We start from the raw sequence: 23593 nt of genomic DNA on the forward strand, positions 1-23593 counted from the left end.
TGCCGCAGTCGGCCCTGAAGTCCAAAACGCCCATCGAAGCAATGAAGCATTGGTACGATGAAAAGTCGCACCTGTTTCACAGGCGACCAAAGTCATCCAATCGTCCGGGATGCGACAGCTAACACTTGAGTTATGCGGCTGTGGCCTAGATTTCATGGGATTCAGGTTGTCCGAAGAGATATTTGCCTGTATACCAAACCGCTCGCCCGAAGTTGTGGATAAGCTGCTCACCTTGTCTTAGATACGAGCTGCTTTGGTCAATGCCTGCAAGCTTAATTGCGTCTGTAACTTTTGATCCAGTCGGATGAGCATCGCCGACGCGCATGTCATAGGTACCAGCAATTTCGGCAAAGACTTGGCGGGCCTTATCGGTCCCAATTTTTTGGGACAAAATATCTTGCAGAAGCTTGTTTGAACCGAGCTTATCTTTTTTCGCGTGGGTTGAAAGATTGCGAAGATCGAGGATGTTGAGTCGGTCTGAGAATGCGCGAACAATCTCTTTCGCCAGCCTTAACAATGACGCCTAGTCCCTGCTATGGAAACGAGATATTTGCTGCATAGCCGAGTCGTCATCGATATCGTGATTGAACAAGTCAACCCCGAACTTGTCGCGAAAGCCTTGTTCGAGCATTCGCATACTTCCAAAGAATATCTCCTCAACCGCATGTGTAGACGCCGGTTGGGACTTTACCTGCGCTGACAACAATTCTCCCGAGACCTTCCCGTCTGGCGCAACGTTGTGTGCCGCCCAGATATGCTGCTCCCAAGCAGGGAGACGAGCGATGTCGTAAGCGTAGACTGTTAGCAAGTCAGCAGAATTGATTCCGAAGTGCGTGGCATAGCCGGAGGTCGAGCAAATAGCACCAGTCTCCCCCGTGTACCACTTCAGGACGAAGCCGCGGTGGCCTAGAAGGTCGGTTACTACACTTGAACGAAACCAAAGCCATCGCCCAACATCCTCATTGTCCAGTTCGGAAGATGCCATACGTTTGCCGTCAGTCTCGACAATAAACTGAGGGAGATTTGTGTCTGCATCTCCACGAACTCGCATGCTTTGGGATTGATGTTCAATCCATTCATCTCGCCAGAATTCACCTTCAACCCGAACACCTTCATAACCGCCACGTTGACCTTGCGAGCTTTCGTGGCCGGTGTTGTGGTCACTTTCTGGCCCCATCACAGGCGCGTCTTCATCTTCATCGACGTCAGTTCGCCAAGCACGAAACATCGCCCAGCTACCTCCGAAAACGTTATTAATGCTGCGAACTAGAAACTCAAAGCGGCCGCCGTTTCGCTCCTCTTTATGTTCTTTTAGGTTTGCGTACTTGCTGTCTTCAAGCAGAGGTACGTTCTCTACTCTTTGGCGGTAATAAGAGAGGCGAAGCGAGAGATTTCTTGCGGCCAAATAGTCAACGAGAAATTCTCGCTTGATCTCGATCAGACGATGCTCGCCGTTGTCATCACAACTCTCGCGGGCCACCACAACCAAGTTCTCTTCGGGTCTAACCCAGTTAGTTCCTTCTTTTATCAGGCGGAGAGCAACCACAAGATCAGGATTTAATATCCATTGCCTCCCACCAACAATAGGCTGAGGATGCTCAAAAACGAGGTTAACGCCTATTGGCTCTTTATCGTTGTACTGAAACTGATCAATGGATGCGTAATAGCCATCTTCGTAGGCATAAGGCGCTACGGTATGACCTATCCCGATTTCACTCCAGCTCAGGCGCTCCTCAACCAATTTTCTATTTTCTGGTGGAAACGCAGCAGACCCACAACCAAAATATTCGCTGATATAGCTAATACTCTTAACATTTCCTTTTTCTTCATATATGGATGCCCTTAATGGAACCCATGTCGCGTTTGAGAATGTTCGGCGAGTTTCCTTTGTTTGAAGAATCCACTCTTGATTCATGATCAACCTTCTATAGCCAGCATTTCGCTGCGCTCTTTCCTGCCGCATAACGTGATTTATCTTGCATAACCGCATCATAATGGTTAACCCGACACCAGACCGATGCGCGCGACGACCTCCAATTCCGTTGCCACTCAGCATACAATGTGTTTATACTGTTTTTATGAACAGTATAATGCCTCGCCTGCTCCCAAGCTGCTCGATTAGTTGCGCGCGGCGGTGCGTTACCGGCATCTGGCGCTGTCGACCGAGAAGGCTCATGCGTACTGGGGGGCGTCCCGTTGTGTGCTGTCATGGCTTGCCGCACCTGCGCCAGATGGCAGCGGTGGAGCGACGGCGTTTCTGGCTCATTTGGTCGCGTTGCGCAGGGTGGTGCCTGCCAATGGCGCAGATCGTGCGCATCATGGAGGCAGTGTCGCTCGATTTGACTAGCATCAAGGCGCATCCTGACGGCATGGATGTGCTTGAAAAAACAACCCGCAAGCCATTGGCAAACCCGGTGACGGCTGCAGCACCAAGATTCATCGGGCTGTCGCGGGTGCTGGAACAGCCGTAACGCTCTCGCTCTCTCCTGGGCAGATGCACGATGCGCCAGAAGGCCGTGCGCTGCTGCGCAGCCTGGGCGCGCGCCATCGAGCTTTGCACCTGCTCATGGATCGCGCCTGTGAGGACTACGAAGCCCGGCCGTTGGCACTTGATCTTGGCGACATCCCGGTTGCGCCGCCTCTGTCAACGCGCGTCGAGCCTTGGGAATATGACCAAGCCATGCACAAGGGGCGAAACGAGATCGAGCGGTTATCCAGGCGTCTGAGAGCGTGTTCAAAGTCTCAGCGTGAGGGGTGTGGGATGCGGATCGGGATGGGCTGCAAGGCGCAAACCGCAGCAATACCTGGCGGTATCGCGAGGATTTGCAACGCAGCAGACCGCCCGAGGCCGCGCCCACACACCCGCGCAGAGACTTTGAACACGCTCTGAAGGGCTACCAGCGCATTTTCTCGCGCTTCGAGACACTGGACTTGATGTTCGCGGGCTTCATCAACTGGGTATTGATCGCCGGTGGACTCAGGAGTTTGTGCTAGCACGCCCCAGGCGCGCGCGCCTACTGCACAGGCGGCAGCGTCTGCACCTGAATCGGTTGCGCCGCAGGCTGCTGCACGATGGTGGGCTGCGTGACTGGCGAGGTGACGACAGCGTTGTTTACGGCGTTGTTCACCGTGTTGTTGACGCTGCTATTGGCATTGCTGATCGCGCTGTTGGCCGTGCTGCTGGCATTGCTGACCGAACCATTGGCCGTGTTCACTGCGCTGTTCGCTGCGTTATTGGCGGCATTGGTGGCGGCATTGGTTGCCGCGCTTGTGGCTTGCGACTGCACCGCCGAGGCGTCGGGCACCGTGACGCCGCTGCTTGACACGGGTGCGGCGGTGGCGTTGGTGCCATAAGGGTCGTTGGGGTGCAGTGCGGCCTGCTCGCTGATGAAGTCCACCACCCGCACTACGCGCTCCACGCCGCTGGTGGTGCGCGCCACTTCGGTGGCCAGCTCGGTTTCGCGCCGGGTCAGGCGGCCCATCAGGTACACCGTGCCACGTTCGGTCACCACTTTGATGCTGTTGGCAGGCACGCCGTTGGCGTTCAGCAGGTTGGTTTTGACTTTGCTGGTGACGTAGGTGTCGGACGAACGCTGGCTGAGGGCTGAATCGGGCATCACCGCCAGCTCATTGACCACGCCCACCACTTCAGGCACGCCAGCGACGGCAGCTTGCGCTTTTTGGCGGTCTTCAGCCGTGGCGACTTCGCCGGTCAGCAGCACTTTGCGGTAGTAGCTGATGACGTTGTAGTGGCCCTGTTTGTTCAGCGCTTCAGACACGCGCGAATCGGCTTGCAGCTCGATGGCCTGGTCGGCGTATTGCGTTTGCGGGCTGCGCCGGTCGGCCATGACCAGGCCGCCACCCGCCGCCGCGCCACCCACCACAGCGGCTGTGCAGCCGCTCAGCACCACGCCCGCCAGTGCCGAGCACAGCGCCAAACTGATCCAACGGTTGTTCATGCTCTTCATGCCGGACTCTCCTCTTCGCCAAGCAGTTGTTGATCCAGGCTGTCGCACAGGCTGTGCAACACCAGTTGATGCGCTTCGTAAATGCGCGGAGTGCTTTCATGGGCCACGCACACGTGCACGTCGGTGTCGCGCAGCAGGTGGCCCAGCTCGCCACCGCCGTGGCCGGTGAGTGCGACGATGACCATGTCGCGCTCATGCGCGGCCTGCGCCGCACGCACCAGGTTCACCGCATTACCGTTGGACGACAGCAGCAGCAGCACGTCGCCCGCCGCGCCCAGCGCGCGCACCTGGGCGGCAAAGGTGTCGGCGTATTCGCCGCGTCGTGCCACAGCGGTCAGCGCAGCGGCGTCAGCGCCCAGCGCCAGCGCGGGCAGCTCAGGCCGCGTGCGCTCCAGCCCGCCCAGCATCAAAGCCGCCATGTATTGGGCCAGCGCGCCCGAAGCGCCGTTGCCGCAGGCCAGCACCTTGCCGCCACCGGTGACGCAGGCCAAAAGCGCCTGCGCGGCGTCGGCCACCGGGCGCGACAAGCTTTGCGCCCACTGGTATTTCAGGTCGGCGCTGTCGATGAATTGCTGTTGTATGCGTGGTTCAAGCATCGCTGCCGATCATAACCGCAGAGCACCCCGTTTGATTCAAATTTAGGAGCAACGGTTGCTTTTTGAATCAGCGGTTTGCACGTTTTTGCGTATGTTCTGATTTGCTTGACGGTGCCGCCTCATGGGCGCGCTTGCAGCGGCGTTTGCACCTGAGGTGCGCCAGCGCGCGTGTCGGGGCGCAATTGCAGCAGCACGCTCCACGATTGCTGGCTCAAATAAGTCTCAGGCCACAGCGACTGCACGGCACCTTCAGACGGCTGTGATCTGGATATGACCGTCTGGTTCGCATGTATTGCGGCCATGTAAGCAGGCCACAACAAGCCCGTACCATTGGTTTGCAGCGCCATCTGGCGCAACACCACCGTTTGCAGCACGTTGCCGCCTACCAGGGCGATGTGAAAATCTCCTTTCTCCACCACCAGCTCGCAGTGCATGCTGAGAGAGCGCCAGATCAGCGCCCGCCCCAAGCGGGGGAAGGTATCCACATCGGCATCGTCACCGCGCGTGCTGCACAGCACGTCACCCACACGCGGCTGCGTCATGAATGCGTTGCAGGCGCGGTAGGCGTAAGCGGTGGGCGTTGCACGGGCCTCATCAGCGCTGCTGGTGAAGGCGGCGCGCACGTACGCCTGGTGGGTGGCTGAAAAGTGAAACTGCGCCTCATCCAAACCCGCCCGCCGCATCACATGGCTGATGAACGCGGCCGACCAGGGCGTGTCCACCAGCGCGGCCCGCTTGACGGCCGTCAGCGCGAACTCACTGGCGGGCAAGCCCACTCCGGCCGATTCCCAATAGCCCCACACGCGCTGCCAGGTGGGCGGAGCATCATCCGACGGGCGGTCGCGCTCGGCCTCGGCCAAACCTGCGCGTATCAAAGCGCCCTGGGTATTGATCAAGGCACCGCCCATGCGTGCGTGCTCAGCCAGTGCCATGGCCGCCAGGCGCTGTGCCAACTCGGGCGGTGGTTTGAGTGCATCTTGCCTGCAAGCAGCCAGATCCTGCGCCAACATCAGGGCCGACAGCTCGCCGCCCAGCATGCAGACCATGCCGATCGCCGCTGATCGAAGCCAAGAACAAGTGGCCGTCCACCTGTGGGGAACCCTAATTTTCATGGAACGACACCATAAGCTGGCCCGTCCTGTCCCGTCAACGCGCCGCATCGTCTTGCACCACATCGTTGATGCGCCACATCAACCGGCATCAAACGCCGCCTTCAGCCATTCAATGTGCGGGCCATCCATCGCCACCACATCAAAGCGGCAACGCGGCGGGCTATGGTGGTGGCGCAGCAAATAGTGCTGCGCGGCCAGCACCAGGCGCGCCTGCTTGGTGGCCCCCACGCTGGCAGCGGCACCGCCGCGCGAGGCGTTAGCGCGCGCACGCACTTCCACAAACACCAGCGTGCCATCGGCTTCGCGCACAATCAGGTCGATCTCGCCGCCGCCGCGCCCTGGCGTTCGATAACTGCGCGCCACCAGTTGCAACCCTTGCGCCAGCAGGTGGGCCAAGGCCGCATCTTCAGCCGCGCTGCCGCGCGCGCGCGCCGTCGGGGCCGCAGCCGTTGTGCGTGAAACCGCAGGCGTTGCAGCGCTGCGGCCAGGCCACTGAAATTTCAACGCGGCCACGTGCAGGTGCCGCCCATCAAGAAAGTGTTGTCCATGGTGACTGTCATGCCTTCAGTCGGCAAACCGATGTTTGATACCGCCTTGCAGGCCGCCGCGCACGCGGCTGGCCCGCAGCATTATCCGGCCGGTGCACTGTATGTGGTGGCCACACCGATTGGCAATCTGGCCGACATCACGCTGCGCGCCTTGCACGTGCTGCAACGGGTGGACGCCATTGCCTGCGAAGACACGCGCCACACCCAGCAGTTGCTGCGCGCCTACGGCATCGACGGCCAGCCACTGATCGCCGTGCACGAACACAACGAGGCCGAGGCGGCCGCCAGCATCATCGCGCGCCTGCAACAAGGCCAGCGCGTGGCCTGCGTCAGCGATGCGGGCACACCCGCCATCAGCGACCCCGGCGCGCGCCTGGCTGCCGCCTGTGCGGCCGCTGGCTTGCGCGTGGTGCCTGTGCCCGGGGCCAGCAGCATCACCACGGCCTTGAGTGCGGCTGGCTTGCCGGGCGATGGCCACTTTGTGTTTGCCGGTTTTCTGCCTACCAAAAGCGGTGAGCGCCAAACCGCCGTGGCCGCGCTGGTGCAAGAAGCGCGCGCCGTGGTGCTGCTCGAAGCGCCACACCGCATCACCGCACTGGCCAACGCACTGGCCGCATTGGGCGCACGCCGCATCACCGTGGCGCGCGAATTGACCAAGCAGCACGAACAAGTGGCCACCTTGGCCTGCGCCGAACTGCCCGTCTGGCTGGACGCCGATGTCCAGCGCCAGCGCGGTGAATTTGCTTTGGTGCTGCACCCCGCCGCCACCGCGCCCGACCAAGACGCCGCCCATGCCCAACGCGTGCTGCGCCTGCTGCTGCCCGAGCTGCCCCTGAAAACCGCCGTCAAGCTGGCCGCCGACATCACCGGCGCGCCGCGCAATGCGCTGTATGCGCAGGCGCTGGCGTGGCAATCCAACGCTGACGAATAAAACTCTTTTACACTTTTGCGTTTCGTCGTTACAAAAAGGGAGTTTCATCTTGTCCACCGTAGGCATTGTTCTGGCCACCATCGCGCTGACGTTTTTGGGGCTGTTTTTGCTGCTCAAGCTGGGCATCGGTTGGTGGTTCAAGCGCTTGATGAAAGACGTGCCAGGCTTCGCGGGCATGGTCGTCGGCCAGCAGAGCGTGTCGGCACGCATCACGATGACGCTGGAAAAGCTCAAGTTCACCGACTCGCATGTGTACCGAGTAATGAGCGAGCTGAAAGCGCTGGGCTACCAGTCTGCCGGGCGCTACACCCTCGACGAATTGCCCGGCGTGCAACTGTGGGCGGGCACACACCCTGAAAACGGCAGTCTGGCGCTGGTGTTTGAGGCCAATGACCGGCTGTTTTCCGTCGATCTGATCCGCTTTTACGACAGCGGCGCGGTGCTGGGCGCGGGCACCAACCCGAACTACAACGCCGAGGATTACCCCAGCGACATGCAGTACCGGCCCTTTCCTGCCGATACGCCGATGAAAGACCTCGCCCAATGGCTGGCTGCGCGCCCCCGGCAAGCCACGGTGGTGATGGCCACACCGCAAAACCTGCGCCAGCTCAACACCAGGATGTACGCCCACATGATGGATTACCGCCTGTCGCAGTCGCTGCCGTCTTTTGAAACCTGGAAAGCCAAGGCCACCCAGGAAGTGCTGGCGCACGGCCATTCCGCACCCAAGCTGACCGATGCGCAATGGCACACGGGCTATGCGGGGTATCTGGCCAGCTTTGAAGAAGCCACTGAAGAGGCCCTGAAAGACCACCTGCTGCGCAGCGGCGCAGTGACGGCACTGGAATGGGAGGAGGTTCAATACGACCTGGCTTTTGTGTACGAGCGTCTGAGCGCCGAAGGCGTGGCCGAGCGTGCCTTGGGCCAAAGCGAATGGACGCCTGACGAATCGCGCGTCGAATCCCTGATGCGGCAAAACCTTTCGCACCAGGCACTGTTTGAAGCCATTCAGGATTTGTTGCCGCCAGACGAGCGCTTTCATTACCTGGCCGATGTACACCAGCCCTTGGCCGCGCGCGTTTATCGGCCAGCCGTGCAGGAATAACGCCACATGGGCCTATGCCGCAAAAAAAGCGTAGCCAATCAAGATCGCCGCCACCAGCCCCACGGCATCGGCCAGCAGCGCGCAAGGCAGGGCGTGGCGGGTGTTTTTGACGCCCACGCTGCCAAAGTACACCGCCAGCACGTAGAAGGTGGTTTCGGTCGAGCCTTGCACGATGGCGGCCAGTTGGCCTGCAAACGAATCAACGCCGTGGGTTTGCATCACGTCCACCATCACGCCGCGCGCACCCGAGCCTGACAGCACCTTCATCAGCCCCACCGGCACGGCGGGCAAAAAATCAGTGGGCAGGCCCAGCGCGGTCACCCCTGCGGCCAGCGCACCCATCAGCGTATCCATCAGCCCCGCCGCGCGAAACACACCAATGGCCACCAGCATCGCCACCAGATAGGGGATGATGCCCACGGCCACGCCAAAGCCGTCTTTGGCCCCGTCGACAAAGCTGTCGTACACGTTCACGCCGCGCCACGCACCGGCCAGCACGAACAGCGCCACCACGGCCAGGATGAAGCCCGCGCCGATCACCCCCATCCAGCGCGCCGCCTGCTCGGGCGGGTAGCCCGACAGCCACCACAGCAGCAGCGCCACCGCCCCCACAAAACCCGCCAGCGGCCCCAGCAACGCAGCGCGCCACAAATTGATGCGCTGCACCAGCGCCACCGCCAGCAGCGCCGCCAGCAACGAACACGCCGTGACCAGCAGCGTGGGTAAAAAAATGTCGGCGGCGTTAAAACCCACCAGGCCCTGTTTGACCGCCAGCGTTTGCCGGATGGCGATGACCGAGGTAGGGATCAGCGTCAGCCCGGCGGTGTTCAGCACCAAAAACATGATCTGCGCGTTGGTTGCCGTGTCGGCCTGCGGGTTGAGCGCTTGCAGCTCCTGCATGGCTTTGAGGCCCAGCGGCGTGGCCGCGTTGTCCAGCCCGAGCAAGTTGGCGCTGACGTTCATCGTCATCGCGCCCTGCGCCGGGTGCCCGGCAGGCACGCCGGGAAACAGGTGGCGGAACACCGGGTTGACGGCGCGCGCCAGCAGGTCAATCACACCTGCGCGCTCGCCCATGCGCATGATGCCCAGCCAAAGCGCCATCACGCCCACCAGGCCCAAAGAGATTTCAAAACCCGTCTTGGCCGCATCGAACATGGCCATCATCACGCGGGGCAGCGCCTGCATGTCGCCGCCCGCCACGGTTTGCCACAGCGCCGTGCCAATGGCGCTCAGAAAAAACACCAGCCAGACCAGATTCAGTGCCAACAGCGCCTCCGATGCATTCGCTTTAAAGCGCTTCTATTTTAATAGCTGTTTTCGCTTGATAGACAAGCGCCAAAGGCATAAAACGCCTTCGATTTTCTGGGCGATGCCTGCACAGCCTGCCTGTGGCTGACCATGACTGAAGTTACGGCGCATCCAGCGGTGCCAGCGCAGGCATGGGCACGGCCATCATGCGCTCCAGCAGAGCTTGCCGGGCTTGCGGGTCAGGTTGCATGAGGGTCGATCCCAGCGTTTGCACCTGCACCACCTGCTGGAGCTGCACCTGCGCCGCTTGCTGGGCCGCCGTTTCGGGCCGATGGGCCAGCGCGCCCAGCGTGAAACCGTTCACCATCTGCATGATCTGGCTGACCGATGGCCTTTCCGGCGCGCGCAGCAGCGCGGCCATGGCGTCGCGCGACTGGTAAATACAGGCCGACACGTTGCGCGTCGCACACAAGGCTTGGATCTGCGCCTCGGTCAACATATCCGACAGCAATGCCTGCGGGTGTTTCGACAAATACACATCGCAGCCCAGCAGCACCTGCTTTTGGCAATACCCCTGCGCCAAAGTGGCCAGCTCTTCAGCTGGGGTGCGACCCCAGACGGCGGCATCAAGGCAGCCCTCATCATGGCCGGCCTCACAAGCCCATTGCGCAAACTGGACAGCTTGATCGGGGTCGGGGCGAATCACCTGAACGCGCCGGTTTGAAGTACCACCACGCCATCTTGAAGTGCTGTCATAAGCGACGGTTTTACCCTGGTGATAAAGCTGCGCCAGATCGTGGCACGCCTGTCCATCGCGCTGCTGGCGGCATTGCGTTTGCATTGGCCGCACGTGCTCGAACCGGTAGCCATACGCTGCCACCTGATCTTCCATGCGCACGATCACGAAAGCCAAGGCGGCCAGCGGCACCACCGCCACCACCATCCACAGTCCGCTCAGAGTTTGGCCACCATAGGACGCTGAGAAACGCCGGCGCAATCGCATGACCAGCCACGCCCACAATACAGCGACCACCACGCAGGCCAGCCCCAACAAGATAGTGATCATCCATCACCTCACCCGTTGTGCCCCGCGATGTCGCCGCTTTGCACGCGCTGCACCCCTTGTGTGGCCATGTTTTCCCAAGCCATCGCCAAAGAACCATTCAGATCAATGGCCCGCGTGGCGTCTTCAACCACACAGGTGGCGTAGCCCAGGCGGCGTGCGTCCAGCGCCGTCCAGGCGACGCAAAAGTCGGTCGCCAGACCGCACACGAACACGGCGCTGATGCCGCGCTGCCTCAGGTAGCCATCCAGCCCCGTCGGCGTCTGGCGGTCGGCTTCTTGAAAAGCCGAATAGCTGTCGACCGCATGCTGGCAGCCTTTGCGAATGACCAGTTGCGCGGTGGGCAGGTGCAAGTCAGGGTGCAGCGCCGCACCATGGCTGCCTTGCATGCAATGCTCGGGCCACAGCACCTGCTCGCCATAAGGCAAAGTGGTGGTATCAAACGGTTGCCTGCCGGGGTGTGCGCTGGCAAACGACAGGTGCCCTGCCGGGTGCCAGTCTTGCGTGATGACAATGTGGCTGAACGCGGGTGCCAGCCGGTGAATGACGGGCACCACCTGCGCGCCGCCGGGCACGGCCAGCGCGCCGCCGTCGCAAAAGTCGTTTTGCACGTCGACCACGATCAGCGCGGCCTGGCTGGACGGCATGATGGGGGTGGTTGGGGTGGCTGAAGAAGCGCTCGTCAAACCTTTACCTTTTCAAGTGGATACACAACATGGGCATGATTGTCCATGACGCGCGCTGCATCCACGCTGCAAGGCCAGGCGTGGCTCAAGCCGCTCGGCACCCACGCCCACGCCCGACTCATACACCCAAATACATGCGCCGCACTTCTTCGCTGGCAGTCAGCTCGTTCATGCGCCCTGCAAAACGGATCTGGCCTTTTTCAAGCACGTAGGCGCGCTCAGACACCAGGGCGGCAAAGTGCAGGTTCTGCTCGCTCAGCAAAATGCTCACGCCCTGGGCTTTCAGCGCCTGAATCATGTGCACCATCTGCTCGACGATGAGCGGGGCCACGCCTTCGCTGGGTTCGTCCAGCAGCAGGACAAAAGGGTTGCCCATCAGCGTGCGCGCCACCGTCAGCATTTGCTGCTCGCCGCCGCTCATCTGGCCACCGGGGCGGTGCGGCATTTCGCCCAGGTTGGGGAAAAGCTGAAACAACTGCGCGGGCGACCAATGGGGCGCGGCGCTGCCATCGGGCCAGTAGCGCGGGTGTTGCCTGCCGACTTGCAGGTTTTCCAGCACCGTCAAATCGGTAAACACGCGCCGGTCTTCCGGCACAAAACCCAGGCCCAGCCGGGCGCAGATATACGGCTCGGCGCGTGACAGATCGTGCCCCATGAAGTCGATGGCACCCCGGCGGCGCGCCAGCAGGCCCATGATGGCTTTCAAGGTGGTGGACTTGCCCGCACCGTTGCGCCCCATCAGCGCCACCACTTCGCCGCGTCCAACTTCCAGCCTCACGTCAAACAGAATTTGCGCCGCGCCGTACCAGGCGTCAAGCCCTTGCACTTGCAGCAGCGGGTCAGTCATCTGCGGCCTCCTTGAAGGAGTGGCCTGCGCCGTGAGCTTCAAAAGTCTTTCCGCTGCCGAAATACACCGATTGCACTTCAGGATGCGCGCGGATGCCCTGCGGCGTGCCTTCTGCAATCAGCCTGCCACGCGCCAGCACGATGATGCGGTCGGCGTGGGCAAACACCACGTCCATGCTGTGCTCGGTGAACAGTACAGCCATGCCGCGCTCGGCCACCAGTTGCCGGGTCAGCGCCATCAGTGCATGGCGTTCGCTGGGGGCCATGCCTGCGGTGGGCTCGTCCATCAGCAGCAGCTTGGGGTGGTGCGCGATCGCCATGGCCAGCTCCACGCGTTTGACGTCGCCGTAGGCCAGTGCGCTGCACGGGCGGTCGGCCTGCCCGGCCATGCCCACCTGCGCCAGCAGGGTCATGGCCTCATCACGCTGATAGGTCGCCGCCCGCCGCCACAGGCTGTAAATGCGCCGGGCGTGCGACAGCAAGGCCATTTGCACGTTTTCAATCACCGTGAGCGAGGCAAACGTTTCAGCGATCTGGAACGTGCGCCCCACACCCAAGCGCCAGATGGCGCGTGGCGGCAGGCCCACCAGCTCTTGCCCGTTTAGCCGGATTGATCCACGGTCGGTCCTGATTTGGCCATTTACCATATTGAAGGTGGTGGATTTGCCCGCACCGTTGGGGCCAATCAACGCCAACAACTCGCCTAGGGCCAGGGTAAAGCTGACGTCATCAACGGCTTGCACGCCACCAAATGACTTACTCAGGTGCTGCACCGTCAGCATCACGCTCCCTTCTGGCGGGGTGTCACACGCCGCCACAGTTTTTGCAGCCCGCCGACGATGCCGTCTGGAAGCACCACCACCAGCACCAGCATGATCACCCCCAGCGCGGCGCGCCAGTAATCGGTGTGGCGCGCCACGCTGTCTTGCAACCAGGTAAAGCTGACGCCCCCCACCACCGGCCCGGCCAGCGTGTGAATGCCACCCAGCAACACCATCACCAACCCATCGATCGATTTGCCCACTGCCATGGATTCGGGCGAGATGCTGCCCTTGGAAAAGGCATACACCGCCCCTGCCGCACCACCAAACAGCCCGGCAATGATGAAGGCCAGCCACTGCACACGGTCTACATCAATACCAATGGCATCGGCCCGCAAGGGCGAATCGCGCCCCGCGCGCAGCGCGTAACCAAAGGGCGCAAACAACATGCGCCGCAAGGCCAGCACGCCCACCGTCACCAAAGCCAGCGCCAGCCAGTAATAGCGGCGGCTGTCACCCAGCCAGTCAGAGGGCCACACGCCGGTCAGGCCGTTGCTGCCGCCAGTCACATCGTCCCACTGGTAGGTGATCGCCCAGGCAATCTGCGCAAAGGCCAGCGTCAACATGGCCAGATACACCCCCGACAGACGCACCGCAAACCAGCCAAACACCGCCGCCGCAATGGCAGCCGCCAGCGGTCCGGCCACCAGGGCCGCTTCCATTGGCAAGCCCAACACAGCCAGTGTGACCCCCGCGCCATAAGCGCCGACGCCAAAATAGGCTGCGTGGCCAAACGAATGCAGCCCGCCCGGCCCCATGATGAAGTGCAGACTGGCCGCAAACAGGGCCGCCACCGCTAAGTCAGTGGCCAGCACCACGGCATAGGGCGAGTCGGCCAGCCAGGGCAGCGCCACCAGCAGCGCCAGCAACGCTGCGGCGATCCACTTGTAGGCGGCCCCTGCAGGACGCAGCGGGGCCTCAGCCTCACCCACAGGTCGGCTGCGCCCCTGCGGCCTGCCCAGCAAGCCCCAGGGCCGCCAGATCAGCACAGCCGCCATCACCGCAAAATCCACCACCAGCGTGGCCTTGGACAAATTAATGGCGTATCCAAACAAATCGACCACCCCCAGCCACACGCACACCGCTTTGATGAGCGAAATCAGCAGCGCCGCCAGATACGCCCCCGGCAGCGACCCCATGCCACCCACCACCACCACCACAAAGGCCGCGCCGATGGTGTGCAAATCCATCTCCAGATGCGCCGGCTCGCGCGGCAATTGCAGCGCCCCGCCCAGGCCCGCCAGCAACGCACCCAGGGCAAACACGGCCGTGAACAACCACGTTTGGTTGACGCCCAGCGCCGACACCATCTCGCGGTCTTGCGTGGCCGCGCGCACCAGCGTGCCAAAGCGGGTGCGCTTTAAAAGCAGCCACGCCGCACCCAGCACCAGCGGGCCAACCACCATCAAAAACAGGTCATAGCTGGGAAACTGCCGCCCCAAAACCTCTACCGACCCTTGCAGCCCCGGCGCGCGCGGGCCAAGTAACTCCTCCGGCCCCCAGAAGAAAAGCACCGCATCCTTGATCACCAGCACCAGCGCAAACGTGGCCAGCAACTGAAACAGCTCAGGCGCTTTGTAGATGCGGCGCAGCAGCAACCACTCAACCAACGCGCCCAGCACCCCCACCGCCAGCGCCGCCAGTACCACGCCGGGCCAAAAAGCCCAAGCTGCGCCCCAAAGCAAACTCAGCCTCTCAACCAACGTATAGGCCAGATAAGTGCCCAGCATGAACAGCGAGCCATGCGCAAAGTTGACGATGCGGGTGACGCCAAAAATCAGCGACAGCCCAGCCGCCACCAAAAACAGCGACGACGCGCTGGCCAGCCCGCCAAGCAGTTGCACCATCAGGCCAGAAAAATTCATGCCGCGCGCTCAGATGGTGACAACAAAAGAGCACCGTACCCGACGCTTGCTGGCGACATGGCCCCACACAACCATCACCGGTAACCCTTCAACCCATGCGGGCCAGCTTGTAGGCCAGCGGCTCCAGCGTCACGCTGCCGCGCACGCTGGACAGGGTGATCTGCCCTTCCTGCACCGTGGCCTGCAACTGCATGCTGCGCTCGGCCAATGAGGCCAGTTGCTGCGCCTGGGCGGCGGGGAAACGCCACACACTCAACTTGTCCAATCGCGTCACTTTGCCCTGCATGCCACGCCACCACACATCAGCCGCCGATCCATAGGCGTAGACCAGCACCTGATCGGCCTTGGCGCACGCCTTGGCCAGGGGCTTGTCTTCGGGCTGGCCGACTTCGATCCACAGCCGTGTACGGCCGGTGAAGTCCACCAGTTGCACGTCAGGCTCGTCCGGGCTGGACAGGCCCGCACCAAAGCCGATGTGGGCATCGCCACTGCACAAATCCTGCACCTGATGGGCATGGAGCGCCAGCGCCGCCAGCCGCACCATCATGCGTTCGTCGGTCTCGCTGGGGTGGAGCGCCAGCGTCAGCGCCAGATCGGTGTAACAAGCGTGGTCGATGTCGGCCAGTTGCACATCGGCTTTGAAGATAGTAGATTTGAGCGCCATGGATGAACTGTATTCACTATTGATTGTATAGCTGTTGGTACTTAACTGGTTTGCGCAAATGGCATTTCATGGCGGGCTGAAATGCGCACTCAAATTTGGCCATTCAGAAAAAGATTGTTTGTAAATTGATTTAACAAACGAATCTTTTTTGTTATAAATTGCGCTTCATTGGAATTGTAGTAAAAAGCTATCTCTTTCATCTCAACATTGTTACCTGCGGCGCAGGAAGGACCCAACCCAATGACTACGAAATCACTGGTTATTTCAGCGCTGATCGCGCTGGGCTGCTGCCCGCTGGCTTATGCTGATTCGGTGCTTTACTACGACAGCGCGGGGTTTGAAACGCTGGGTGCGCCTTTTGTGCCGCATGCGGATTTTGTCGATGTGTCCGGTGAAGCCGTGGCCACCCTGCATCCATCCACACCACAGATCGGTTCGTTGTTTGGTGGTGCCACCATTGAAACCATTTGGCTCAATGATGGCCAATACACCGATGTCTCATCGGGCCACGGCAGCTATGCGCTGGGCATGATGGGTTCGCCCGTGGGCACGCCGGTGTTTCCCAGCGCCGCCGCCAGCGCCCCCCAGATCACGACCAATTTCGATGCACTGGCTGTGCCAGTCGACATGAACACCTGCGTCAACATGGAGTCGGTGACGGTCAACTTTGACCTGTCCTTGTCGGCACTGGGCAGCGCAAGCAGGCCTTTGTACAGCGCGTATTACTACGATGCTGTGGCACCAGCGGCCATTGCCAACGTGTTTGATGCGGCCACGATTGGCGCTGCGCCCCCATTGAGCAGCCAGTCCGTGGTCGGCACGCGAACTTCCACCACGCCCCCTTTCACCATGGAATGGACGTCGCATTCGGTCACTTTGCCGCTGACCGCCGCCATGCTGAGTGGATCGCAAGCCTATGTGACGCTGAGCGGCAACGGCAGCGCCGCCCAGGGCGAAAACACCTACATTGCGCTGGACAACGTGGCTGTCTACCGCAACACCAGCGCGGGCACCACCTGCCTGAGCGCCAGCACGGCGGCCACAGCGGTGCCCACCACCAGCACGCTGGGGCTGTGGCTGATGGCGGCACTGATGCTGGGTCTGGCGGGTTATGCTTTGCGCCAGATAAAAAGCACATAAAACACCCCAAACAGCCCTTCGCCCCAAAGCGCATTCGCGCCGCCGCAAGAATGCCTTTGGCGTACAAAACCGGCGCAACTTCACCCGCTACCGCCCTGTGACAAGGGCTTTGTGACACAGTTTTTGTGAGCCGGGTGTAAAGATGGTCGGCCCCCAAGGCCGCGCAGCCGTTGGAACATGGTGCGAATGCAGGGCTGCATTCGGCTTTGCTGCGAGGTTTTTTCCGATGACAAAAATGCCCCATGTCTCACCACTGCGCTGGATTGGCTTGGCCGCATTGGGTTTGGCGGCCACCGCCGCCCAGGCCCAAACCATGGTCACGGCGCGGGTGCTGTCCACCGAGCCGGTGGTGCAGCAGGTGCCCGTATCCGATTGCGGCCCGTATGGCGCACAGCCCACGGGCGCAGGCGCGGCAGTGGGTGCCATCACCGGCGGGCTGATTGGCAGCCAGTTTGGCCACGGCGGCGGCCATGCGGTGGGCGCTCTGCTGGGCGCAGTGGGCGGGGCCATCCTGGGCAACACGGCTGAAGCCAGCCAGCGTGCATACCAAGGCTGCGCCACGCATTACCAAAACCAGATCATCGGCTACAACGTGACTTATGACCTGGGCGGGCAAACCTATCGTACCCAGACCGCGCGTGCGCCTGGGCAGTGGATTCAGGTGCCTGCACCCGCCTATGCGTACAACGATCCCGGTGCAGTGCAAAGCTACCCGGTGCAGCCTGCGCCGGTGGCTACCTATCCCGTGCCTGCTTACCCCGCTTATCCCGCCTACCCGGCAGCAGGGGAATCATCACCGCAGCCGGGGGAATACGGTCAAACCTATCCTTACCCTTCTTCTTACCCGTCGTCCTATCCACCCGGGCCGGTGTACAACACCTATCCGGCAGCGCCTGTGGTGGTCAGTCCGGCCCCGGTGTATGTGCGCCCGGTGGGCATCAACCTGTCGATTGGCGGGCGCATTGGCCGCCACGGCGGCGTTGGGCTGGGTATCGGATTCTGAGAGAAGTGCTGCACCCCTGATGCACGGCCGGATGGCCTTGTATTGGCGCGCGCCCACGCGCTTGCCGATAATCCGGGCATGACACATCACCGCATTGTTGTGGGCCTGTCGGGCGGCGTGGATTCGGCACTGACGGCCTGGCTGCTCAAACAGCAGGGGCACGAGGTGGTCGGCATCTTCATGAAAAACTGGGAAGATGACGACGACAGCCAATACTGCTCATCCAACGTCGATTTTGTCGACGCCGCCGCCGTGGCTGACGTGATTGGCATCGAAATCGAGCACGTCAACTTTGCCGCCGATTACAAAGACCGCGTGTTCGCTGAGTTTCTGCGCGAATACCAGGCAGGCCGCACGCCCAACCCGGACGTGCTGTGCAATGCCGAGATCAAGTTCAAAGCCTTTTTGGACCACGCCATGCGCCTGGGGGCCGAAAAAATCGCCACCGGACATTACGCCAGAGTACGGCTGAACCCCGACACGCAGCGGCATGAGCTGCTCAAAGGGCTGGACGCCAGCAAAGACCAAAGTTATTTCCTGCACCGCCTGAGTCAGCCCCAACTGGCCAAAACGCTGTTTCCGGTGGGCGAGCTGCACAAAACCGAGGTGCGCCGCATCGCCGATGAGATTGGCCTGCCCAACGCCCAAAAGAAAGACTCCACCGGCATCTGCTTCATTGGCGAGCGACCGTTCCGCGAATTCTTGAGCCGCTATCTGCAAACCCAGCCCGGCCCGATCAAGGACGAGCGCGGCCGCACCATTGGCGAGCATGTGGGCCTGTCGTTCTATACCCTGGGACAGCGGCAAGGTTTGGGTATTGGCGGCGTCAAGGCCAAAGGTGCGCCGCGCGGCAGCGGTGACCACGCACCCTGGTTCGTCGCACGCAAAGACATGGCGACCAACACCCTGGTGGCGGTGCAAGGCCACGACCACCCCTGGCTGCTGTCGCACGAATTGGTATTTGACGATGCGGCCTGGACGGCAGGCGCTGCGCCCGAAATGACCGCGTTGACTGCCAAAACCCGTTATCGCCAGCAAGACGCAGCGTGCGCCTTGCAGGCCGCCGACACTCCCGGCCCATGGCGCTTGCGGTTCGACGCGCCTCAATGGGCGGTCACGCCCGGGCAAAGCGCGGTGCTGTACGACGGCGAGATTTGCCTGGGCGGCGGCGTCATTGCCAGCTCGGTGCCACAGGATCGGCCCCCCACATCAGCCGCGCCGATCACCGCCAAAGCACTCTGATTGGGTCAATTTGCTATTGAAATAAAAGCTATTGACGCATGCCAGACAAGCGTCAACAGCAGAAACAAAAGTCATGTGCGGCGTACCGCCACGATCGCCTTAACCGCAACTGCCCACAAACCCGCACTGGGTGCAATAGTCGCAGCCGTCTTTGCGGATCATGGCGTGTGCACCACATTCAGGGCATTTCTTGCCCGCCATGACGCCGGGGTTAACCATGGCGGCCGGGGCCATCACGGGTTCGGGCTGGGCGGGCAAATCGTCTGCATCGAACAGTTGTCCTTGTCCGGCCTGGGCGCGCGCAGCGATCAGGTTTTCGATGGCGTAGCCCATAGCCGCCACTTCGCTGTCGTGCCAGCGCGGTACATGGGTGCCGTCGGCTTTTTCGTAAGTGCCCAGGCGCACCGGGCCGCGATCCCAGGTGACTTTGCGCATGTCAGACAGCGCCCGATCCAAAAAACCGCCGCGTGCAGCCAGGCTGAGCATGCGCATGGTGGCGGTGATCCACTGCTGCGATTCGCCGCTTTGCCCCACAGGCATGAAAAACTCAATGGCCCGCTCGACCATGCCCTTACCATCCGCCGTGGGCACGGGCAAAAAGGTGACGATGACGTACAGCCGCTGCTGGCCTTCGTGCGTCCAGTAATCAATCTTTTCCGCCACCGCAGGCAAGCCGCCCGCCGGGCGTTTTTCAATCACTGTGCGCATGGGGTCGTAGGCAGGCTGCGTCACGGCGGCGGCAGGCTCGTCTTTCTTGGCGGGCGCAACTTCAAGCACCGCGCCCAGAATGTTGTTGGGGCGGTAGGTGGCCAGCCCTTTGAGCTGCGCCTGCCACGCCTGACGGTACAAATCCTTGAAATCTTCATACGGATAGTCTTGCGGGATGTTGACCGTCTTGCTGATGGAGGTGTCTACAAACGGTTGCACCACCTCCATCATGGCCACGTGGTCTTGCGCGCTCATTTGCAGCGCATTCACAAAATATTCAGGCAGTGCGGCGGGATTGTCGGCGCTCACGCTGGCATCCACCAGCGCGCGGTACATGCGGAAGGCGTGGTCTTCCACGGTGTAGCTGCTTTTGCTGCCATCAGCCTCGCGCTTGTTGCGGGTGTAACCCCAACTGAAGGCCGGCTCAATGCCGTTGCTGGCATTGTCGGCAAAGGCCAGGCTGACGGTGCCAGTAGGGGCGATGGACAGCAGGTGGCTGTTGCGGATGCCGTGCTTGCGGATATCGGCCTTCAAATCATCCGGCAGGCGACTGGCAAAAGTGCCATCAGCCAAATAACCCTCGACATTGAATTTGGGAAACGCGCCTTTTTCCTGCGCCAGTGCCACCGAGGCGCGGTAAGCCGCATCGCGCATGCAGCGCGCAATCTCGGCCGCCATGGCGCGGCCTTCGGCGCGGTCGTAGCGCAATTTAAGCAACGTCAAGGTGTTGCCCAGCCCGGTAAAACCGACGCCGATGCGGCGCTTGGAAGCGCTTTCGGCGCGCTGCTGCGCCAGCGGCCAGAAGGTCACATCCAGCACGTTGTCGAGCGCGCGCACCTGCGTGGCCACCACCTGCTCGAACGCGGCAAAGTCAAACACCGGCTCGCCACCCACGCCAAACGGATGGCGCACAAAATGGGTCAGGATGATGGGGCCTAAGTCGCAGCAGCCGTAAGGCGGCAAGGGTTGCTCACCGCACGGGTTGGTGGCCTCGATCTTCTCGGCATAGTGCAGATTGTTGTCACGTCCGATCTGGTCCAGAAACAGAATGCCCGGCTCGGCAAAGTCGTAGGTGGATTGCATGATGGTGTCCCACAGCTGGCGCGCAGGTTGCTTGCGGTACACCCACTGCCCGTCGGCGCGCTGGTAAGCGCCTTGCTCTTTGACCCGCTCGCCTGGTTCGGCTTTGTGCACCAGCTCCCAGTCGCCGCCGTCGGCGACGGCCCGCATGAAAGCGTCGGACACGCCCACCGATACGTTGAAGTTATTCCATCGCCCCGGCGTGCGCTTGGCGGTGATGAACTCCAGCACATCCGGATGGTCGATGCGCAGCACGCCCATTTGCGCACCGCGCCGTGCGCCCGCGCTTTCCACCGTGGAGCAGCTTTGGTCAAACACGTTCATGTAGCTGCACGGCCCGCTGGCCATGCTGGCCGTGCCTTTGACAAAGGCCCCTCGCGGCCGGATGCGCGAAAAGTCATACCCCACGCCGCCGCCGCGGCGCATGGTTTCAGCCGCTTCGCGCAGCGCCTCGTAAATGCCGGGGTAGCCTTCGTCGTCCACGCCCTGAATGGCGTCGCCCACCGGCTGCACAAAGCAGTTGATCAGCGTGGCCTGAATGTCGGTGCCCGCCGCGCTCATGATGCGGCCCGCGCCAATGGCCCCGGCGTACAGGTTGTCCAAAAACTTCTGCTCCCATTCGACCCGCAGCTCCGGCTTTTCCACACTGGCCAACGCGCGTGCCACGCGGCCATACAACTGTTCCCGCGATGTCTCTCCGGCCTTGAAGTACTTTTCTGCCAGCACGTCGCGGCAAATGGGTTGCTCGGGCAACTGGGCTGGCATGGTGGGCAACGTGTCTCTTTTCATGGCGTGGCTCCGGGCAGAGAAAAATAGGCGGCAAAAGTGGGGCGGAAAAAGCACTGAAGGCCGCCCGACGGATCAACCGTGCCAAGCAGCCATGAGCGCGATTTTTACACCAATGGAGTTCACCATTTGAAAGACTGTGCAAGCTTCACGGAAATGAGGATGCATGATCACCATGTCGCCCACCATCGCAGTCGCCAGCCCACATGGGCGCTTAAAATCAGGGTTTTCACAGCCTCTGGACAGATACCATGAACCGCTGCCGACGCCTCAAAATCAATCAGTTTTTTGTAGCTGCTGGCGCTTTATTGATAAGCGCTAGCGCGTTTTTTCCTTCGCAATCCTGGGCCGACCGCTCGTTTCCCAAAAAAGTCGAGCGCGCTGAAATGGCGTTTGTCGACTACCCCAACGTGCTGGTCGATGGCAAGCCCGAGCGCCTGGCCCATTCGGTGCGCGTACGTGATGAGAGCAATTCCATCCTGATGCCCTACAAAGTGCGCGGGCGCGTGGCCATCGTCAACTACAAGCGCAGCCGTGGCGACATCAACGAGGTGTGGATTCTGACCAAGCAAGAAGCCGCTGAGCCGCTCAAGCCCAAGCGCACTTACTCGACCAAGCCCCAGCCGGTCAGCAGCGACGCGTTGCCTTCTTACAGCAACTGAAAACGCTTTGCCAGCGCCCCGCTTCGGTTGTGCGGCTGGCCCCTCCCAAAGCAGCCCGCGCCTTGCGCGCCCAGGCTGCTTTTGCGCATTCACCCATTTGCCCTTTTCTCACGGAGACAGCCCATGTCCCGCAAAGTCTTTATCAAAACTTTCGGCTGCCAGATGAACGAGTACGACTCGGACAAGATGGCCGACGTGATGGCCGCTGCCGAAGGCTACGAGCCGACTAACGACCCCGAAGCCGCTGACCTGATCCTGTTCAACACCTGTTCGGTGCGCGAGAAGGCGCAAGAGAAAGTGTTCAGCGACCTGGGCCGCGTCAAGCACCTCAAGCAAAAAGGCGTGCTGATCGGCGTGGGCGGCTGCGTGGCCAGTCAGGAAGGCGAAGAAATCATCAAGCGCGCACCCTACGTCGACGTGGTGTTCGGCCCGCAAACCCTGCACCGCCTGCCCGAGCTGCTGGCCGAGCGCCAGCGCCAGCAGGCACCGCAGGTGGACATCCGCTTTCCGGAGATCGAGAAGTTCGACCACCTGCCCCCCGCGCGGGTCGAGGGCGCCAGCGCCTTCGTCTCGATCATGGAGGGTTGCTCCAAATACTGTAGCTACTGCGTAGTGCCCTACACGCGCGGCGAGGAGTTCAGCCGCCCGTTTGACGACGTGCTGACCGAGGTTGCCGGCCTGGCCGACCAGGGCGTGAAAGAGGTCACCTTGCTGGGCCAGAACGTCAACGCTTACCGCGGGCCGATGGGCGATACGTCCGACGTGGCCGACTTTGCCCTGCTGATCGAAGTGGTGGCCGAAATCCCCGGCATCGAGCGCATCCGCTACACCACCAGCCACCCGCTGGAGTTCTCCGACGCGATCATCCAGGCCCACGCCGAGATTCCGCAGCTGGTCAAATACCTGCACCTGCCGGTGCAGTCCGGCTCCGACCGCATCCTCGCGGCGATGAAGCGCAACCACACCGCGCTGGAGTACAAGTCGCGCATCCGCAAGCTGCGCGCAGCGGTGCCGGACATCCTGATCAGCTCGGACTTCATCGTCGGCTTCCCCGGCGAGACCGAAAAGGACTTCGAGCAGACCATGAAGCTGATCGATGACGTCGGCTTCGACTTCTCCTTCTCCTTCATCTACAGCTCGCGCCCCGGCACGCCGGCCGCCGACCTGCTCGACGACACCCCGGACGAGGTGAAGAAACAGCGCCTGGCCCTGCTCCAGCACCGCATCAGCCAGAACGGTTTCGAGAACAGCCGGCGCATGGTCGGCACGGTGCAGCGCATCCTGGTCAGCGACTACTCGAAGAAGGACCCGGGCATGCTCCAGGGCCGCACCGAGCAGAATCGCATCGTCAACTTCCGCGCCAGCAACCCGCGCCTGATCGGCCAGTTCGTCGACGTGCACATCGACGATGCCCTGCCGCACTCGCTGCGTGGCACCCTGCTGGACGCCGAGACCCTCCACTAACGTCGCGCTCGCCCACACTTTGCGTTGTGGGCAGCCAGCGTTATGCTGCCTTCAA

At 61.7% G+C, this 23593-nt stretch carries 21 protein-coding genes and 2 pseudogenes; 9 read left to right on the top strand and 14 right to left on the bottom strand.

Annotated elements, in window-relative coordinates; all coding sequences use genetic code 11:
- Window positions 1-145: 145 nt before the first annotated feature.
- Both ACK5NW_RS10270 and ACK5NW_RS10275 read right to left on the bottom strand, forming a co-directional pair.
- Window positions 146-517 (bottom strand): hypothetical protein, encoded by a 372-nt coding sequence (locus ACK5NW_RS10270; RefSeq protein ID WP_416927695.1) that lies wholly within the window; start codon window positions 515-517, stop codon window positions 146-148.
- Window positions 518-523: 6 nt separating this feature from the next.
- Window positions 524-1915, bottom strand: coding sequence for a hypothetical protein (locus tag ACK5NW_RS10275; RefSeq protein WP_416927697.1), 1392 nt, complete (start codon window positions 1913-1915; stop codon window positions 524-526).
- Between the two features lie 376 nt (window positions 1916-2291).
- On the opposite strand from ACK5NW_RS10275, the pseudogene ACK5NW_RS10280 reads away from it, so the two are divergent.
- Together ACK5NW_RS10280 and ACK5NW_RS10285 are read left to right on the top strand one after the other, a co-directional pair.
- Window positions 2292-2722, top strand: a pseudogene (locus tag ACK5NW_RS10280) (IS5/IS1182 family transposase); the annotation flags it as partial.
- 164 nt (window positions 2723-2886) lie between these two features.
- A pseudogene (locus ACK5NW_RS10285) lies at window positions 2887-2994 on the top strand (IS5/IS1182 family transposase); the annotation flags it as partial.
- A 20-nt stretch (window positions 2995-3014) separates the two neighbouring features.
- Here the strand turns inward: ACK5NW_RS10285 and ACK5NW_RS10290 are convergent.
- From ACK5NW_RS10290 to ACK5NW_RS10305, 4 genes are all read right to left on the bottom strand, one after another.
- Window positions 3015-3968 carry a BON domain-containing protein gene (locus ACK5NW_RS10290; RefSeq protein WP_416927699.1) on the bottom strand — a complete coding sequence of 318 codons (954 nt, stop codon included), beginning with the start codon at window positions 3966-3968 and terminating at the stop codon, window positions 3015-3017.
- Window positions 3965-4564, bottom strand: a complete 600-nt coding sequence (locus ACK5NW_RS10295; RefSeq protein ID WP_416927701.1) for an SIS domain-containing protein — start codon at window positions 4562-4564, stop codon at window positions 3965-3967. Before ACK5NW_RS10295 ends, ACK5NW_RS10290 begins: the two co-directional genes overlap by 4 nt.
- Window positions 4565-4683: 119 nt before the next feature.
- Window positions 4684-5610: a DUF2272 domain-containing protein gene (locus ACK5NW_RS10300; RefSeq protein ID WP_416927703.1), complete on the bottom strand. Its 927-nt coding sequence runs from the start codon at window positions 5608-5610 to the stop codon at window positions 4684-4686.
- A gap of 144 nt (window positions 5611-5754) precedes the next feature.
- The gene (locus tag ACK5NW_RS10305) at window positions 5755-6180 is read right to left on the bottom strand and encodes a YraN family protein (protein ID WP_416927732.1); all 426 of its coding nucleotides are present in this window, start codon (window positions 6178-6180) and stop codon (window positions 5755-5757) included.
- A gap of 42 nt (window positions 6181-6222) precedes the next feature.
- Between ACK5NW_RS10305 and rsmI the strand changes: the two genes are divergently transcribed.
- Both rsmI and ACK5NW_RS10315 read left to right on the top strand, forming a co-directional pair.
- Window positions 6223-7155 carry a 16S rRNA (cytidine(1402)-2'-O)-methyltransferase gene (gene rsmI, locus ACK5NW_RS10310; protein ID WP_416927705.1) on the top strand — a complete coding sequence of 311 codons (933 nt, stop codon included), beginning with the start codon at window positions 6223-6225 and terminating at the stop codon, window positions 7153-7155.
- 49 nt (window positions 7156-7204) lie between these two features.
- On the top strand, window positions 7205-8260 hold the full coding sequence (locus ACK5NW_RS10315; RefSeq protein ID WP_416927707.1) for a hypothetical protein: 1056 nt from the start codon (window positions 7205-7207) through the stop codon (window positions 8258-8260).
- Window positions 8261-8272: 12 nt separating this feature from the next.
- Here the strand turns inward: ACK5NW_RS10315 and ACK5NW_RS10320 are convergent, their stop codons facing one another.
- From ACK5NW_RS10320 to ACK5NW_RS10350, 7 genes are all read right to left on the bottom strand, one after another.
- Window positions 8273-9526, bottom strand: coding sequence for a nucleoside recognition domain-containing protein (locus ACK5NW_RS10320; RefSeq protein ID WP_416927709.1), 1254 nt, complete (start codon window positions 9524-9526; stop codon window positions 8273-8275).
- A gap of 142 nt (window positions 9527-9668) precedes the next feature.
- Window positions 9669-10574, bottom strand: coding sequence for a hypothetical protein (locus ACK5NW_RS10325; RefSeq protein ID WP_416927711.1), 906 nt, complete (start codon window positions 10572-10574; stop codon window positions 9669-9671).
- Window positions 10575-10582: 8 nt separating this feature from the next.
- Window positions 10583-11218, bottom strand: a complete 636-nt coding sequence (gene pncA / locus ACK5NW_RS10330; protein WP_416927734.1) for a bifunctional nicotinamidase/pyrazinamidase — start codon at window positions 11216-11218, stop codon at window positions 10583-10585.
- A 157-nt stretch (window positions 11219-11375) separates the two neighbouring features.
- Window positions 11376-12104, bottom strand: coding sequence for an ABC transporter ATP-binding protein (locus ACK5NW_RS10335; protein WP_416927713.1), 729 nt, complete (start codon window positions 12102-12104; stop codon window positions 11376-11378).
- The gene (locus tag ACK5NW_RS10340) at window positions 12097-12885 is read right to left on the bottom strand and encodes an ABC transporter ATP-binding protein (RefSeq protein ID WP_416927715.1); all 789 of its coding nucleotides are present in this window, start codon (window positions 12883-12885) and stop codon (window positions 12097-12099) included. The genes ACK5NW_RS10335 and ACK5NW_RS10340 overlap by 8 nt, the downstream gene beginning before the upstream one ends.
- Entirely contained in the window at window positions 12885-14789 is a 1905-nt protein-coding gene (locus ACK5NW_RS10345) for an ABC transporter permease (RefSeq protein WP_416927717.1), read from the bottom strand. The genes ACK5NW_RS10340 and ACK5NW_RS10345 overlap by 1 nt, the downstream gene beginning before the upstream one ends.
- Before the next feature lie 88 nt (window positions 14790-14877).
- On the bottom strand, window positions 14878-15453 hold the full coding sequence (locus ACK5NW_RS10350) for a YaeQ family protein (protein WP_416927718.1): 576 nt from the start codon (window positions 15451-15453) through the stop codon (window positions 14878-14880).
- Window positions 15454-15693: 240 nt separating this feature from the next.
- On the opposite strand from ACK5NW_RS10350, the gene ACK5NW_RS10355 reads away from it, so the two are divergent.
- The 3 genes from ACK5NW_RS10355 (at window position 15694) to mnmA (ending at window position 18838) form a co-directional block, all read left to right on the top strand.
- Window positions 15694-16593, top strand: coding sequence for a hypothetical protein (locus ACK5NW_RS10355; protein WP_416927720.1), 900 nt, complete (start codon window positions 15694-15696; stop codon window positions 16591-16593).
- A 226-nt stretch (window positions 16594-16819) separates the two neighbouring features.
- The gene (locus tag ACK5NW_RS10360; protein ID WP_416927722.1) at window positions 16820-17596 is read left to right on the top strand and encodes a glycine zipper 2TM domain-containing protein; all 777 of its coding nucleotides are present in this window, start codon (window positions 16820-16822) and stop codon (window positions 17594-17596) included.
- Window positions 17597-17674: 78 nt separating this feature from the next.
- Complete coding sequence (gene mnmA / locus ACK5NW_RS10365; RefSeq protein ID WP_416927724.1) at window positions 17675-18838, top strand: tRNA 2-thiouridine(34) synthase MnmA; 1164 nt, start codon at window positions 17675-17677, stop codon at window positions 18836-18838.
- A gap of 99 nt (window positions 18839-18937) precedes the next feature.
- Here mnmA and ACK5NW_RS10370 read toward each other — a convergent pair whose 3' ends face one another.
- Window positions 18938-21415 carry an adenosylcobalamin-dependent ribonucleoside-diphosphate reductase gene (locus tag ACK5NW_RS10370; protein ID WP_416927726.1) on the bottom strand — a complete coding sequence of 826 codons (2478 nt, stop codon included), beginning with the start codon at window positions 21413-21415 and terminating at the stop codon, window positions 18938-18940.
- Window positions 21416-21798: 383 nt separating this feature from the next.
- On the opposite strand from ACK5NW_RS10370, the gene ACK5NW_RS10375 reads away from it, so the two are divergent.
- Together ACK5NW_RS10375 and miaB are read left to right on the top strand one after the other, a co-directional pair.
- Complete coding sequence (locus ACK5NW_RS10375) at window positions 21799-22074, top strand: hypothetical protein (protein WP_416927728.1); 276 nt, start codon at window positions 21799-21801, stop codon at window positions 22072-22074.
- Window positions 22075-22197: 123 nt separating this feature from the next.
- Window positions 22198-23538 carry a tRNA (N6-isopentenyl adenosine(37)-C2)-methylthiotransferase MiaB gene (gene miaB, locus ACK5NW_RS10380; protein WP_416927730.1) on the top strand — a complete coding sequence of 447 codons (1341 nt, stop codon included), beginning with the start codon at window positions 22198-22200 and terminating at the stop codon, window positions 23536-23538.
- Window positions 23539-23593 lie beyond the last annotated feature (55 nt).

Source organism: Ottowia sp. (assembly GCF_047975795.1).
Classification (GTDB): domain Bacteria; phylum Pseudomonadota; class Gammaproteobacteria; order Burkholderiales; family Burkholderiaceae_C; genus Ottowia.

Bases quoted from the DNA above. Each gene is read 5' to 3' on its own strand.
- rsmI (WP_416927705.1), top strand. From the start codon at position 6,223: ATGGTGACTGTCATGCCTTCAGTCGGCAAACCGATGTTTGATACCGCC.
- ACK5NW_RS10340 (WP_416927715.1), bottom strand. From the start codon at position 12,885: ATGCTGACGGTGCAGCACCTGAGTAAGTCATTTGGTGGCGTGCAAGCC.
- ACK5NW_RS10290 (WP_416927699.1), bottom strand. From the start codon at position 3,968: ATGAAGAGCATGAACAACCGTTGGATCAGTTTGGCGCTGTGCTCGGCA.
- ACK5NW_RS10345 (WP_416927717.1), bottom strand. From the start codon at position 14,789: ATGAATTTTTCTGGCCTGATGGTGCAACTGCTTGGCGGGCTGGCCAGC.
- ACK5NW_RS10275 (WP_416927697.1), bottom strand. From the start codon at position 1,915: ATGAATCAAGAGTGGATTCTTCAAACAAAGGAAACTCGCCGAACATTC.
- ACK5NW_RS10355 (WP_416927720.1), top strand. From the start codon at position 15,694: ATGACTACGAAATCACTGGTTATTTCAGCGCTGATCGCGCTGGGCTGC.
- mnmA (WP_416927724.1), top strand. From the start codon at position 17,675: ATGACACATCACCGCATTGTTGTGGGCCTGTCGGGCGGCGTGGATTCG.
- ACK5NW_RS10325 (WP_416927711.1), bottom strand. From the start codon at position 10,574: ATGATCACTATCTTGTTGGGGCTGGCCTGCGTGGTGGTCGCTGTATTG.
- miaB (WP_416927730.1), top strand. From the start codon at position 22,198: ATGTCCCGCAAAGTCTTTATCAAAACTTTCGGCTGCCAGATGAACGAG.
- ACK5NW_RS10350 (WP_416927718.1), bottom strand. From the start codon at position 15,453: ATGGCGCTCAAATCTACTATCTTCAAAGCCGATGTGCAACTGGCCGAC.
- ACK5NW_RS10375 (WP_416927728.1), top strand. From the start codon at position 21,799: ATGGCGTTTGTCGACTACCCCAACGTGCTGGTCGATGGCAAGCCCGAG.
- ACK5NW_RS10370 (WP_416927726.1), bottom strand. From the start codon at position 21,415: ATGAAAAGAGACACGTTGCCCACCATGCCAGCCCAGTTGCCCGAGCAA.
- ACK5NW_RS10360 (WP_416927722.1), top strand. From the start codon at position 16,820: ATGACAAAAATGCCCCATGTCTCACCACTGCGCTGGATTGGCTTGGCC.
- ACK5NW_RS10295 (WP_416927701.1), bottom strand. From the start codon at position 4,564: ATGCTTGAACCACGCATACAACAGCAATTCATCGACAGCGCCGACCTG.
- pncA (WP_416927734.1), bottom strand. From the start codon at position 11,218: ATGCCGTCCAGCCAGGCCGCGCTGATCGTGGTCGACGTGCAAAACGAC.
- ACK5NW_RS10335 (WP_416927713.1), bottom strand. From the start codon at position 12,104: ATGACTGACCCGCTGCTGCAAGTGCAAGGGCTTGACGCCTGGTACGGC.
- ACK5NW_RS10300 (WP_416927703.1), bottom strand. From the start codon at position 5,610: ATGGTCTGCATGCTGGGCGGCGAGCTGTCGGCCCTGATGTTGGCGCAG.